Here is a 14001-nt window from a genome sequence, read left to right on the forward strand (position 1 = left end):
GTCCCCTCTCTGCGTGACCGTGATCGATTCGTATGGACCTGCGCCGCCTTCGCCACTTCCATGTCCTGGCCGAAACGCTGAACTTCAGCCGCGCCGCCGAGCGCTTGCACATCGCGCAGCCGGCCTTGTCGGTGTCGATCCAGAAGCTGGAGAGCGAGTTGGGCGCGCGCCTGTTCGAGCGCATGCCCACCGGCGTGGCCTTGACGGCCAGCGGCCAGGCCGTGCTGATCGAGGCGCGCCGCATGCTCTACCACGGCGAGCAGATGCTGCGCCTGGCGCAGGACACCGCGCAAGGCACCGGCGGGCCGCTGCGCATCGGTTTCGTAGGCTCCACCATCTACAGCGTGCTGCCCGCGCTCGTGCCGGCCTTCCGTGCCGAGTACCCCGGCGTGGAGCTGGTGCTGCGCGAGTTGACCTCCTACCGCATCGTCGAGGCCCTGGCCGAAGAAGGGCTGGACGTGGGCATCGTGCGCACGCCCCTGCTGCAATCGAGCACGGCCGAGTTGCTGACCTTGCAGCGCGACCCCTTCGTGCTCGCGTTGCCGAGCGCGCACCCGCTGGCCTCGCGCGAGACCGTGGCGGTGAAGGACCTCGCGCGCGAACCCTTCGTGATGTACAACGCCGCCGAAGCCGGTGGCCTGCACGGCGCGGCCATGGCCTTGTGCCAGTGGGCCGGTTTCGTGGCCCAGGTAGCGCAGGAAGCGACGCAAGTGCCCACGGTGCTGGCCCTGGTCGAAAGTGGGCTGGGGGTGGCGCTGGTGCCCGCCGTCACGCGCGGCCAACGCGAGCCCGGCGTGGTCTACCGCGAACTGGCCGACCTGCCGCCCTCGGGCGAGACCACCCTGGCGCTGGCCTGGCAGCCGGGGCTGCAGACGCCGGCCGCGCTGCGGTTCATTGAAGTGGCGCGGCGTTATGCGGTGGGTTGAGCGCTGGCGCAAGCGCGTCTCTCAAGGCCTGCAAGCTGGCGCTGGCGACCTCTGCCACCGCCGGGCTGGTTGACAACCAGCGCAGAAACCCATGCGGCATGCCGTGCGCACGCACCAGCGTGGAACGCGGCGCACTTTGGCGCAGGCGCTGAATCAGGATTTCCGCGTCGCTGCGCAGCGGGTCGAGTTCGGCCGCGATGGCCACGACCGTCGGCAGGGAAGACAGGTCTTGGGCCAGGAGCGGGGCGGCGCGCCAGTCGCCATCGTCCAGGGGTCGGCCCACGTAGTCCGCCAGAATGCGCTGGCAGCGGGCGCGGGTGAGCAAGGGCGCTTCGGCGTTCTCGATGTACGAAGGGGTGTTGAAGTCGGCGCCAATGATCGGATAGGCCAGCCACAGCGCCCGCAGTGGCACCTGGTGCGCCAGGGCTAGCGCTGCAGCCATCGCCAGGTTGGCGCCGGAGCTGTCGCCGCCAGCGGCCACATCGGTGCGGGCCAAGCCCGCGCGTTCGGCCCACTCAGGCAGCCAGGAGAGCACGGCAACGGCATCGTCGAACGCTGCTGGAAAACGGTGCTCTGGCAAGACGCGGTAGTCGACGCTGGCCACCATGCAATGGGCTTGGCGCGCGATGGCGCAGGCAATGGCATCGTGGCTGTCCAGATCGCCGTTGGTGAACCCGCCGCCGTGAAAGTAGGCGAAAGCGGCCAGTGGCTTTCCCCTGTCGGCCGGTGGCCGGTAGGTGCGTATGGGAATGGGGCCGTGGCGGGCGTCGACCGTGCTGTCTTCGATGTGGAGGTCTTGGGCATCACGCCGCAGCGGCTGGCGCGCGGCCAGGAACGCGGCACGCACTTCGGCGGAGGTCTGCAGGTGCGCGGGTTTGCCGCCCGCGGCCTGGATGCGCATCACCGTCTCACGCAGTTCGGGGTGCAGGCGGCTTTCGTGGTCTTGTCGGACGTTCATGCGGCCAGCATACGGCACGGTGGGGCCGGGTGCGATGCCACTTGCGTGTACCGGCCATGCCGCCACGCGATGGTGTCTATCATTCGCGCATGGATATTCGCCAGCTCAAGTACTTCGTGGCCGTGGCCGAGCACGAGAACTTTTCGCGCGCGGCCACGCAGCTGTATGTGGCGCAGTCGGCGCTGAGCCGGCGCATGCAGGACCTGGAAGACGATCTGGGCGTGCGCCTGTTCGACCGCCACTTGCGCGGCGCGGCACTCACGCCGGAGGGGCGTGACCTGCTGGAGCGCGCGCGCTTTCTGCTGCGCAGTTTCGAACAGTTGCGCAGCGACCTGGGCCAGAGCCGATCCCGCCCGTTCGGCCCGGTGGGCGTGGGCATGACGCCGAACTTTGCCGCCATGGTGGGTGCGAGCTTCGCGCAGCAAGTGGTGGCGCAATACCCGGACGCGCAGTTGCGCATTGTCGAGGCCTACAGCCCGGAGTTGCGCGACATGCTGCGCGCAGGTTCCATCGACATGGCCGTGCTCAGTGGCAACGCGCCCGCACCGGTGCACAGCCTGGCCGTCGAGCCGTTGTTCGAAGACCGGCTGTGCCTCATCGGTCCCTCGTCCGCGCCCTTGATGCAGCGCGCTGAGATCGGCGTGCAGCAACTCAAGGGCTTGCCCTTGATCCTCACCGGCATGTCGAGCGCCGGTGTGCGCAACGAGCTGGAGGCGCTGGCCAGCCGCAAGCGGGTCGAACTCAGTGTGGCGCTGGAAGTAGCGTCGATCGGTCTGGCCACGCAGATGATCCGGCTGGGCATGGGCTACACCATCTACGTGGGCGCCGGCTTTGCGCACGACAGCGAACTCACGGCCGTGCCGATCACGGGGCTGTGGCTCAACCGCAGCTTGGCCTGGTCGACCGATCGGCCCATGTCGCGCCTGGGTGGCGAAGTGCTGGCGATGCTGCGCAGCCACCTGGGGAAAATCGTGCGCAGCGGCGGTTGGCGTGGCGCGCGACCGTGGCGCGGTTCGTCCGCGCGTTCGAAATCGTCGCGTTAGTGCCCGGTCCAACCCACCATGCCGCCGCGGCATGGCAAGCATCTCCAATGCGTGTTTTACGCCCCGGCCCGTCCGCCACATGATGCAGGCATTCACGAAACCGAAGGAGATCCTGCATGCCAAGCGAACTGTTGAAACAGATCGAAGCCACGCGCGTCGCGCGCTTCAAGAGCCTCAAGCCCTTCAGTCTGGCGTTTGTCGATTCCCTGCTGCCCGAAGGACGCAAGGCGAACCTGAAAGTCATCGGCCGCGGCGTGGTGGAGAACGCGGCCATGCAGCCGCCCATCAACGACGACCATGGCTTCACCGTGTCCTACATCGTGGTGCCCCCGGGCGGCGGCGCGGGCCTGCACGCCCACAAAACGCCCGAGGTGTTCATTCCCATCAATGGCCCGCTGACCGTGCTCATCGGCGATGACAAGGAAGAACTGCCCCTGGCGCCGCTGGACGTGTGTTCGGTGCCCACCGGCGTGATGCGCGGCTTTCGCAACCACAACGACTTCGAACTCACGGTGCTGGCCATGGTGGGCGGGCACACGGGCGGTGGCTCGGTCACCTGGCACCACGAAGTGCTCAGCCGTGCCGCGGCCGAATCGGGCCTGGCGGTGGATGAGGCCGGCAATCTGAAGAAGCTGCCGAATTTCAAGATGCCGGCGGATATCGAAGGTTCGGCGATCTGAACTGACGCAGTAATCAACCACGGGCAAAGCACCCGCAGATGGAGACAAGCATGATGAACAAGACCCCGCGCAGAAGCGCGATCGGACTGGTGTTGGCCATGGCGACGGCATTCGCGGCGTTCGTGCCCGCACTTGTTGGCGCACAAACCACGGACGGCGCCAGTGCCTACCCCACGCGCCCAGTGAAGATGGTGGTGCCCTTCCCGGCGGGATCCTCGCCCGACATCGTGGCGCGCTACCTCTCGCAGAAGCTGCACGAACGCACCGGCCAGCCTTTCGTGGTGGACAACCGTGCGGGCGCGGGCGGTGCAATCGGCGCCGAGGCCGTCGCGCGTTCGGCACCCGATGGCTACACCACATTCTTCATGGTGAATTCGATCGTCACCATGAACCAGTTCATCTACAAGAAACTGGGCTACGACCCCGCCAAGGACTTTGCGCCGGTGAGCCTGGTGGCGGCCGTGCCCTATGTGCTGCTGGCCCACAAGAACCTGGGCGCCAGCAATCTGCAGGAACTGATTGCCAAGGCCAAGGCCAAGCCGGGTTCGATCGACTACGCTTCGGCCGGCATCGGCGGCGCGGGCCACGTGATCATGGAGCTCATGAGTTCGGAGGCCGACATCAAACTGATGCACATCCCCTTCAAGGCCGATGGCCTGGCGGCCGTGATCGGTGGGCAGGTGCCCCTGATGTTCCAGCCGACCACCACCGCCGTGGCCCAGATCAAAAAAGGCAGCCTGATCGGGCTGGGCACCACCGGGTCCAAACGCCTGTCCGCCTTGCCCGACACGCCTGCGATCTCAGAGGTCTTGCCCAGGTTTTCCGCCGACGGCTGGCAAGGGCTGATGGTGCCGGCAGGGACACCCGCGCCGATCGTCGACCGTCTGAACAAAGAGGTCGCCGCCATCCTGGCCTTGCCGGAGACCGCCGAACGCTTCGCGGCCTTGGGCATCGAGGCGTGGCACACGTCGCCGCAGAAGATGCAGGAGACCATCACGGCCGACTCGGCCAAATGGGGCAAGGTGATCCAGGCCGCGCGCATCGAACCGAACTGAAGCGAACGAACCAGAATGAACAGCCGACTTCCCTCCGCCGCACTCGACCTGGGCGATCGCGTTCGCGAGCGCGTGAGCGCCGAAGAGTGGGCCTTGCGCGTCGACCTGGCCGCGGCCTACCGGCTGGTGGCGCACTACGCCATGGACGATCTCATCTACAACCACATCTCGGTGCGCGTACCGGGCGAAGATGAGCATTTCCTCATCAACGCCTACGGCCTGATGTACGAAGAGATGACCGCCTCCAGCTTGGTCAAGATCGACATGGCCGGCCACTTCGTGGACGAGCCGCCGCACGACTACGGCGTCAACCGCGCGGGGTTCGTGATCCACTCGGCGGTGCACCACGCCCGGCCCGACGTGGCCTGTGTCATCCACACCCACACGCCAGCGGGCATGGCCGTGTCGGCCCTGGAATGCGGCTTGCTGCCGCTGACCCAGACCGCGATGTTCTTCGAGCGGGTGCCGATCCACGAATACGAAGGCGTTGCCGTGGACCTGGACGAGCAGGCCCGCATCGTCCGGGACCTGGGCCCGCACCAGGGCATGATCCTTCGCAACCATGGGCTGCTGACGGTGGGGCCGAGCATCGCCGAGGCCTTTGCCGCCATGTATTGGCTGGAGCGGGCGTGCCAGGCGCAGCTGAAAGCCATGGCGTGCAATACGCCGTTGAAGACGCCGCCGGACAAGGTGGTGCAGCTCACCAACCACCTGTACAAACCCACGACCCGGCGGCCCTTTGGCCTGATGGAGTGGCCGGCCTTGCTGCGCATGCTGGACCGGCGCGATCCTTCGTTTCGGGATTGAGGCGCAACGGGGCGTTCGTTTGCAGCCAGCTGCCCCGTCCCGGCGCGCTGCCTCAGTACGGTCCGACGGCGATCACCGGGGGCTGCAGGCTGCCTCTCTGCGGGTCTTGCAGCGGCGTGTGCGAGAAAGCGCCGGAATCGGAAGACGGACAAAACTCCTGCATGGCGCGCACCATGCGCTCGACCGCGATCTGCATCTCCGTCTGAGGGCCAGAGGAGGCGGCGGACACCAGCGGCGCGGCCTGGAGTTGTTGGGCGGCTTCGCGCTCGCGCTGCGCCCTCATGCGTTGCGCCTGGACCGAACTCATGCCTACTGTTTCCGCGATCTCGTGCCACAGCGCCGACCCTGGCCTGAAGGGCTCCGTGATGGGGTGTCCGGCCATGGCCTTTTCCAGGGCGGTGGCATTGGCCGCCAGTGGCTCGAACTTGTTCGGCTCGGCTGGCGGGAGCGCCGCAGCCAGTGCTTCTGGCGCCATGGCCTGGGCCATCATCTGGCCGAAGGCCGTTCGGGCGGCCGGTGGCGTGGCACCCTGTTGCAGCAAGGCTTTGACCTGCCCGTAGTCCCAGCTGGTGCCGTCATCGAAGCGAATGGCGTCGAGTGTGTAGCCTTGCTGCGACCGGCCGTCCTGCAGGAAGTAGTTTTGTACCGTGACCTGATCGGTGCTGCCGTTGAGCCACACGACCAGGTTATCGCCGCTGCGGCTCACACTCACAGCCAGATGGGCCGAGGAGCCTGCGGCCGGTATCAGCGATCGCGAGATGGCTGGCCTTTCTTGGGCTCAAAGGCCTCGCGCATGGTCTCCAGCGAGGGCGCACGTTTGAGGAGCGTTTCGTAGCCCTCGTCGCGCAAGCCCGGTTTGCCGGAGCACAGGCGCATCATCGCGATGTCGTATTTCTGCGGCGCCCCGGCACGTTCAAAAGCGCGCAGCACTTCAATGGGTTTGAAGTGCTTCTGCTTGAGCAGCAGATACAGGTCGCACCAGTCGCGCGTCTTGGAGCGCTCCGCCGTGACGATGCACTTGAGCCGGAAGATCTCTGCCAGGCTGGCCACGCGTGGGCCCGGACTTTCCACCGGTTCCAATTGCCTGGCGCTTTCGGGCTCGAGGGCGACGAAGGTGAAGCTAGAGTGAGCTCAGCCCTGATGCCCGCTGAGCTGGCTGCCCGCATCCGTGCGCAGGCGCCAGCACGCCGGAATGGCCAGTGCGCCTACGAACGCCAGGATCACAAACGCGATGCTGAAATCCAGCGGCACGGCCTGGGCGCGCCCGGCAGCGCGCGTGGCGAGCGTGACCACCACCGACGAGAGCGAAATGCCGAACATGATCGCCATCTGCCACACCATGGTGTTGAGCGTGGTGGCCGCGCCGATGCGCGCGGGCGGCAGCTCGGCGTAGGCGATCGCGGTCACGGCGTTGAACTGGATGGCGCGCACGAAACCCACGCAGCACACGGTGAGCGCGATGACCCCGAGACCCCAGTACGGACGGAACAGCGCACACACCAGCAGCCCTAGCACGCACAGCGCGCCGTTGACCAGCATGACGCGCCGGAAACCCCAGCGGCGCAGGATGGTGGTGGTCTGCGTCTTGGTCAACATGGCGACCAGGCCGCTGGCCAGCAGCACCAGGCCACTTTGCACCGGTGAATAACCCAGGCCGATCTGCAGCATCAGCGGTAGCAGGAACGGCAGTGAACCAAAGCCCATGCGCAACAGCGAGCCCGACCAGAACGAGGCCGCGAAGGTGGGCACGCGCAGCAAAGAGAAATCGAGCATGGGCAGGGTGGCGCGGTGGTTGCGCCAGACGTAGGCCAGCGCCAGCAGGCCCGTGGGCAGCAGCCACACCAACTGGTCCATGTGCTGGACGCGCAGGCCTTCGAGCACCACGATGGCACTGCCCAGCGTGCCGCCCAGCAGCAGCCAGGACAGCAGGTCGAAGCGGCCGTCCGAAGGCTGGCGGATCTGCGGCAGGGAGCGTGCCGCGCCGATGAAGCACAGCAGCGCGATCGGCACGTTGATGAGGAAGATCCAGTGCCAGGACAGCCAGGTGGTGATCAGTCCACCCAGTGGCGGCCCCAGCATCGGCCCCAGCATGGCCATGGTGATCATCCAGGCCAGGGCATTCACGAGTTGCGGTTTGGGCGTGACGTGCACGATGGATGTGCGCCCCACCGGCACCATGAGCGCGGCGGATGCGCCTTGCACCGCGCGTGCGGCCACCAGCATCGACAGGTTCTGGGCCAGCGCGCACATCACCGAGCTGAGCGCGAACAGCACGATGGCCCACTGGAACACGGTGCGCGTGCCAAAGCGCGAGGCCAGCCGGTCGCCGGCCGGAATGAAGGTGATGCTGCACAGCAGGTACACCGTCATCGTGAGGTTCAGGCTCAGCGGCGCCACGCCCAGTTCGGCGGCGATGTCGGGAATGGCCGGCGCGATGATGGTCGAGTCCAGTTGCTCCATGAAGAAGGCCAGGCCCACGGTGAGGGGGAGCAGTCGGTTGCTCATGGGTGGCTCAGTACCCCACCGCCTGCCCATCCCGCCGCGAATCGCTGGCCGCCACATAGCCGTCTTCGAGATCCTCGCTCAGCCGCGCGATGAACTGGCCGCTGCCGAAGTCGAGGTACGTGTCGGCCGTGGGCTCGAAGCGGTGCCCCAGCGCTTTCAGGCCGTCGCGCAGCGCGGGTGCCATGGTGGGTTCGAAGTCCACGTCCAGGCCCTGGCCCCATTTCCAGCGCGGCGCGTCGCACGCGGCCTGCGGCTGCTGGCCGTGCACGAGCATGCGCACCAGTGTCTGCACATGGCCTTGCGGTTGCATGTTGGCACCCATCACGCCAAAGCCCATCACGGGCTGCCCGTCGCGCGTGAGGAAGCCGGGGATGATGGTGTGGAAGGGGCGCTTGCCCGGTGCGACCTGGTTCGGGTGGCCGTCTTTCAGCGTGAAGCCATGGCCCCGGTTGTGCAGACTCACGCCCCAGCCGGGCACGACCACGCCGCTGCCAAAGCCCAGGTAGTTCGACTGGATCAGGCTCACCATGCGGCCTTGTGCATCGGCCGTGGTGAGGTAGACCGTGCCGCCACTCGGTGGCTTGCCAGGCCCCGGGTCGATGGCGCGCTTGAGGTCGATAAGCTTCGCGCGCTCGCGCAGGTAGCCGGGGTCCAGCAGGTCGCTGGCGCGCACCTCGGTCATGAAGCGCTCGTCGGCCACCCAGCGGTAGGTGTCGGCAAAGGCGATCTTCATGGCCTCGATCTGCAGGTGCTGGCCTTCGATGCTGTCGGGGCCGAAGCGGCCGATGTCGAGCTGCTCCAGCATGCCCAGCGCCATGAGCGCCGCAATGCCCTGGCCGTTGGGCGGCAGTTCGTGCACGCGGTGGCCTGCGAAGGCGACGTTGATCGGTTGCACCCATTCCACGCGGTGCGCGGCCAGGTCGCTGGCGCGCAGTTGCGCGCCGTGCTCGCGCGCGTAGGCGTCGATGGCGGCGGCGATTTCACCGCGGTAGAAATCTTCGCCGCGCGTTTCTGCGATGCGGCGCAGGCCGCGCGCGGCATCCGCGAAGGTGACGCGTTCCCCGGGCATGGGCGCACGGCCGCGCGGCAGGAAGGCGGGCGCGAAACCGGGCTTGTCGTGCAGCAGCGGCATCGCCAGATCCCACTTGTGCGCGATCACCGGCGTGACCGCATAGCCGCGTTCGGCCAGCTCGATGGCGGGCTCCAGCAGGTCGGCGAAGGGCAGGGCGCCGAAGCGCTCGGACAGGGCGGCCCAGCCCGCGACGGCACCAGGCACGGTGACGGCATCAAAGCCGCGCAGCGGGATCTGGCCGTTGTGCTTCTGCTCGAAGTAGGCCTTGCTCCAGCCCGCTGGCGCCGCGCCCGAGCCGTTCATGCCGTGCAGTTGCTGGCCGTCCCAGACGATGGCGAAGTTGTCGCTGCCCAGGCCGTTGGAGCACGGCTCCACGATGGTGAGCGCGGCGGCAGCGGCAATCGCCGCGTCGATCGCGTTGCCGCCCTTGAGCAGCATGCGCAGGCCCGCCTGCGCGGCCAGGGGTTGGGTGGTGGCGACCACATTGCGCGCCATCAGCGGCGCGCGGGAGACGGGGTAGGGGTTGTGCCAGTCGAAGTTCAAAGCAAACCTGTTTTCAAAGACGAACAAACATGACCGGAGCGCGTGTCCCATTCCAGAAACGCCGCGGAACTGGCTTTGCCAGGCCGCAGGCGTTGCCCCCTGGGGGGTGACGGCCCAGGTGGGCCGGCGCGGGGGGAGTCATTTCACCCCGACGCAGAGGTATTTGATTTCTACGTAATCGTCCATGCCATGGTGCGAGCCCTCGCGCCCCAGGCCCGACTGCTTCACGCCGCCAAAGGGCACGTGCTCGCTGGCGATGATGCCCACGTTGATGCCCACCATGCCGTACTCCAGCGCTTCGCTCACGCGGGTGATGCGGCCGATGTCGCGGCTGTAGAAATAACTCGCCAGCCCGAACTCGGTGGCGTTGGCCGCGTCGATCGCATCCTGTTCGGTCTTGAAGCGGAACACGGGTGCGAAGGGGCCGAAGGTTTCTTCCTTCGCGCACAGCATGTCGCTGGTGGCCTCGGCCACCACGGTCGGCTCGAAGAACTGGCCTTCCAGTTTCTTGCCGCCGGTGAGCACCTGGCCGCCCTTGGCCACGGCGTCTTCCACATGCCGCTGCACCTTGGCCACGGCCGCGTCTTCGATCAGCGGGCCTTGCACCACGCCTTCGGTGAAACCGTTGCCCACCTTCATGGCCTTGACCTTGGCGGCGAACTTCTGCACGAAGGCGTCGTACACGCCGTCCTGCACGTAGAGGCGGTTGGCGCACACGCAGGTCTGGCCGGCGTTGCGGTACTTGCTGGCGATGGCGCCGTCCACCGCCGAATCGATGTCGGCGTCGTCGAAGACGATGAAGGGCGCGTTGCCGCCCAGCTCCAGCGAGAGCTTCTTGATCGTCGGCGCGCACTGCGCCATGAGGATGCGGCCCACTTCGGTGGAGCCGGTGAAGCTCAGGTGGCGCACCACGTCGCTCTCGCACAGCACCTTGCCCACGGCGCTGCTGTGGTCGGTGGTGATGACGTTGAAGACGCCGGCCGGTATGCCGGCGCGGATGGCGAGCTCGGCGGCGGCCAGGGCGGTCAGCGGTGTGAGCTCGGCGGGTTTGATGATCACCGGGCAGCCGGCGGCCAGCGCGGGCGCCACCTTGCGCGTGATCATCGCCAATGGGAAGTTCCACGGCGTGATGGCCGCGCACACGCCGATCGGCTGCTTGAGCACCATGAGGCGGCGGTTGTTGTCGAAGGTGGGCAGGGTCTCGCCGTTGACGCGCTTGGCTTCTTCGGCGAACCACTCCACGAAGCTCGCGCCATAGGCCACCTCGCCCTTGGCTTCGGGCAGGGGCTTGCCTTGTTCGGCGGTCATGAGGCGGCCCAGGTCGTCCTGGTTCGCCATCAGCAGGTCGTACCACTTGCGCAGGATCTGGCTGCGTTCCTTGGCGGTCTTGCCGCGCCAGGCCGGCCAGGCGGCGTTGGCCGCGGCAATGGCGGCTTGGGCGTCTTGCGGGCCGAGGTTGGCCACGTCGGCCAGCTTCTGGCCGGTGGCGGGGTCGAGCACGTCGAAGCGGCTGCTGCCGGGGAGCCACTGTCCGTTGACCAGACCGTCGGTCTTGAGCAGGGTGGGGTCCTTGAGTTGGGCCAGGGGGGAGGTCTTCATGTCCATGGGGGCTCCATCAATGTCATGCCGGAGAAAAGAGGCCGTTGCGGCCGATTTTGCCGCTCCCGGGCCGGGGGCAGCCGGCATGTTGGAAAATACCCGGTTTCGCGCGCGCGAGCGCCGCACTGCATTTCTACCGACGAACCCACAAGGCCAACATGACCCGCCCCGCTGTTTCCGTTGCCGACATCCGCAAGACCTTCCTGGATTTCTTCGCCTCCAAGGGCCACACCGTGGTGGCGTCCAGCCCGCTGGTGCCCGGCAACGACCCCACGCTGATGTTCACCAACTCCGGCATGGTGCAGTTCAAGGACGTGTTCCTGGGCGCCGACAAGCGCCCCTACGTGCGCGCCGCCTCGGTGCAGGCCTGCCTGCGTGCCGGCGGCAAGCACAACGACCTGGAGAACGTGGGCTACACCGCGCGCCACCACACCTTCTTCGAGATGCTGGGCAATTGGTCGTTTGGCGACTATTTCAAGCGCGAGTCGCTCAAGTGGGGCTGGGAGCTACTCACCGAGGTGTACAAGCTGCCCGCCGAGAAGCTGCTGGCCACGGTGTACATCGACGATGACGAGGCCTACGACATCTGGACGAAAGAGATCGGCCTGCCGCCCGAGCGCGTGATCCGCATCGGCGACAACAAGGGCGGCAAGTACAAGAGCGACAACTTCTGGATGATGGCCGACACCGGCCCCTGCGGTCCCTGCTCGGAAATCTTCTACGACCACGGCGACCACATTCCCGGCGGCCCGCCCGGCAGCCCCGAGGAAGACGGCGACCGTTTCATCGAGATCTGGAACCACGTGTTCATGCAGTTCGACATGAAGGAAGACGGCAGCGTGGTGAAGCTGCCCGCGCCCTGCGTGGACACCGGCATGGGCCTGGAGCGCCTGGCCGCCATCCTGCAGCACGTGCACAGCAACTACGAAATCGACATCTTCGATGCGCTCATCAAGGCCGCCGCGCGCGAGACGCACATCAGCGACTTGAGCAACCCCTCGCTCAAGGTGATCGCCGACCACATCCGCGCCACCGCCTTCCTGGTGAGCGACGGCGTCATCCCGAGCAACGAAGGCCGGGGTTACGTGCAGCGCCGCATCGTGCGCCGCGCCATCCGCCATGGCTACAAGCTGGGCCAGAAGACGCCGTTCTTCCACAAGCTGGTGCCCGATCTGGTGAAGATGATGGGCGCGGCGTACCCGAACCTGGCCAGCCAGGCCGAGCGCATCACCGAGGTGCTCAAGGCCGAGGAAGAGCGCTTCTACGAAACGCTGGCCAACGGCATGGAAATTCTCGACGCGGCCCTGGCTGGTGGCGCAAAGGTGCTGCCCGGCGACGTGGCCTTCAAGCTGCACGACACCTACGGCTTCCCGCTCGACCTCTCGGGCGACGTGTGCCGCGAGCGTGGCCTGTCGGTGGACGAAGCCGGCTTCCACGCCGCCATGGAAAAGCAGAAGGCGGCAGGCCGAGCGGCCGGCAAGTTCAAGATGGACCGCGCGCTGGAATACGGCGGCGCGGGCAACCTCTTCACCGGCTACGAACAACTGGCTGCGCCCGCCCGCGTGCTGGCGCTGTACCACGAAGGCGCCGCCGTGCAGCAGCTCACCGAAGGCCAGAGTGGCGTGGTGGTGCTCGACAACACGCCGTTCTATTCGGAAAGCGGTGGCCAGGTGGGAGACGCCGGCGTGCTGAGCGCCGAGGGCGTGCAGTTCGGCGTGGAAGACACGCAGAAGATCAAGGCCGACGTGTTCGGCCACCATGGGGTTCAGACCCAGGGCACGCTCAAGGTGGGCGATGCGGTGAGCGCACAGGTCGATGTGGCGCGCCGCCAGGCCACCATGCGCAACCACAGCGTGACCCACCTGATGCACAAGGCCTTGCGCGAGGTGCTGGGCGCGCACGTGCAGCAGAAGGGATCGCTGGTCGATGCCGACAAGACCCGCTTTGACTTCACGCACAACGCGCCGGTGAGCGAGGCGCAGATCGCCGAGATCGAAAAGCGCGTGAACGCCGAGATCCTGGCCAACGCCGAGACGCTGGCGCGCGTGATGGACATCGAAGCCGCGCAGGCCACCGGCGCGGTGATGCTGTTCGGCGAGAAGTACGGCGACACCGTGCGCGTGCTCGACATCGGCAGCAGCCGCGAGCTCTGCGGCGGCACGCACGTGGGCCGCACGGGCGACATCGGCCTGTTCAAGATCGTCTCCGAAAGCGGCGTGGCCGCCGGCGTGCGCCGGGTCGAGGGCATCACCGGTGCCAACGCGCTGGCCTATCTGCAGCAGGTGGAAAGTGCCCTGCACCAGGCCGCCGGCAGCCTGAAAGCCCCTGTGGCCGAACTGCAGACGCGCATTGTGCAAACCCTGGAGCAGGTGAAGGCGCTGGAGAAGGAAGTGGCCGCGCTCAAGGGCAAGCTGGCGTCGAGCCAGGGCGACGAGCTGGTGGCGCAAGCGGTGGACGTGAAAGGCCTCAAGGTGCTGGCGGCCGTGCTCAACGGTGCCGATGCCAAGACCTTGCGCGACACGCTGGACAAGCTCAAGGACAAGCTCAAGACCGCCGCCATCGTGCTCGCCACAGTCGACGGTTCCAAGGTGCAATTGGCCGCTGGCGTCACCGCCGACAGCATGGGCAAGGTCAAGGCCGGCGAGCTGGTGAACTTCGTGGCCCAGCAAGTGGGTGGCAAGGGCGGCGGCAAGCCCGACATGGCCATGGCCGGTGGCACAGATGCGAGTGGGCTGCCGGCAGCACTGAAGTCGGTGCAAGGCTGGGTCACCGAGCGGCTGTAAGCCTCGCGGCTTCGACGCTCCGGCGGGCGC

The 14001-nt window shown here is 67.1% G+C and carries 12 protein-coding genes; 6 read left to right on the plus strand and 6 right to left on the minus strand.

Annotated elements, in window-relative coordinates; all coding sequences use genetic code 11:
- The first annotated feature begins 32 nt into the window (after positions 1–32).
- The gene (locus F9K07_RS11965; RefSeq protein ID WP_159593333.1) at positions 33–926 is read left to right on the plus strand and encodes a LysR family transcriptional regulator; all 894 of its coding nucleotides are present in this window, start codon (positions 33–35) and stop codon (positions 924–926) included.
- On the opposite strand, the gene F9K07_RS11970 is transcribed toward F9K07_RS11965, so the two are convergent.
- Positions 892–1884 carry an alpha/beta hydrolase gene (locus F9K07_RS11970; RefSeq protein ID WP_159593336.1) on the minus strand — a complete coding sequence of 331 codons (993 nt, stop codon included), beginning with the start codon at positions 1882–1884 and terminating at the stop codon, positions 892–894. The two genes, F9K07_RS11965 and F9K07_RS11970, sit on opposite strands and share 35 nt — an antisense overlap.
- An 89-nt stretch (positions 1885–1973) precedes the next feature.
- Here F9K07_RS11970 and F9K07_RS11975 point away from each other — a divergent pair, with 89 nt between their 5' ends.
- The 4 genes from F9K07_RS11975 to F9K07_RS11990 all read left to right on the plus strand — a co-directional run bounded on the left by F9K07_RS11975 (position 1974) and on the right by F9K07_RS11990 (position 5469).
- The gene (locus F9K07_RS11975; RefSeq protein WP_159593339.1) at positions 1974–2927 is read left to right on the plus strand and encodes a LysR family transcriptional regulator; all 954 of its coding nucleotides are present in this window, start codon (positions 1974–1976) and stop codon (positions 2925–2927) included.
- A 116-nt stretch (positions 2928–3043) separates the two neighbouring features.
- Positions 3044–3607, plus strand: coding sequence for a cupin domain-containing protein (locus F9K07_RS11980; protein ID WP_159593342.1), 564 nt, complete (start codon positions 3044–3046; stop codon positions 3605–3607).
- Between the two features lie 50 nt (positions 3608–3657).
- Positions 3658–4662, plus strand: coding sequence for a Bug family tripartite tricarboxylate transporter substrate binding protein (locus F9K07_RS11985; RefSeq protein ID WP_159593345.1), 1005 nt, complete (start codon positions 3658–3660; stop codon positions 4660–4662).
- Positions 4663–4677: 15 nt separating this feature from the next.
- A complete protein-coding gene (locus F9K07_RS11990; protein WP_159593348.1) occupies positions 4678–5469 on the plus strand; it encodes a class II aldolase/adducin family protein in 792 nt (263 codons plus the stop codon).
- Positions 5470–5521: 52 nt separating this feature from the next.
- Here the strand turns inward: F9K07_RS11990 and F9K07_RS11995 are convergent, their stop codons facing one another.
- The 5 genes from F9K07_RS11995 to F9K07_RS12015 form a co-directional block, all read right to left on the minus strand.
- Complete coding sequence (locus F9K07_RS11995; RefSeq protein ID WP_159593351.1) at positions 5522–6181, minus strand: calcium-binding protein; 660 nt, start codon at positions 6179–6181, stop codon at positions 5522–5524.
- 32 nt (positions 6182–6213) lie between these two features.
- Positions 6214–6540, minus strand: a complete 327-nt coding sequence (locus F9K07_RS12000; protein WP_328794050.1) for a nucleotidyl transferase AbiEii/AbiGii toxin family protein — start codon at positions 6538–6540, stop codon at positions 6214–6216.
- Positions 6541–6600: 60 nt separating this feature from the next.
- Positions 6601–7974, minus strand: a complete 1374-nt coding sequence (locus F9K07_RS12005; protein WP_159593357.1) for an MFS transporter — start codon at positions 7972–7974, stop codon at positions 6601–6603.
- Between the two features lie 7 nt (positions 7975–7981).
- Positions 7982–9541, minus strand: a complete 1560-nt coding sequence (locus F9K07_RS12010; protein WP_236582001.1) for a gamma-glutamyltransferase family protein — start codon at positions 9539–9541, stop codon at positions 7982–7984.
- A gap of 186 nt (positions 9542–9727) precedes the next feature.
- Positions 9728–11194 carry an NAD-dependent succinate-semialdehyde dehydrogenase gene (locus F9K07_RS12015; RefSeq protein WP_159593363.1) on the minus strand — a complete coding sequence of 489 codons (1467 nt, stop codon included), beginning with the start codon at positions 11192–11194 and terminating at the stop codon, positions 9728–9730.
- A 152-nt stretch (positions 11195–11346) separates the two neighbouring features.
- Here F9K07_RS12015 and alaS point away from each other — a divergent pair, with 152 nt between their 5' ends.
- Entirely contained in the window at positions 11347–13971 is a 2625-nt protein-coding gene (gene alaS, locus F9K07_RS12020; protein WP_159593366.1) for an alanine--tRNA ligase, read from the plus strand.
- Positions 13972–14001 lie beyond the last annotated feature (30 nt).

Origin of the sequence: Hydrogenophaga sp. BPS33 (assembly GCF_009859475.1) — a bacterium.
Classification (GTDB): domain Bacteria; phylum Pseudomonadota; class Gammaproteobacteria; order Burkholderiales; family Burkholderiaceae_C; genus Hydrogenophaga.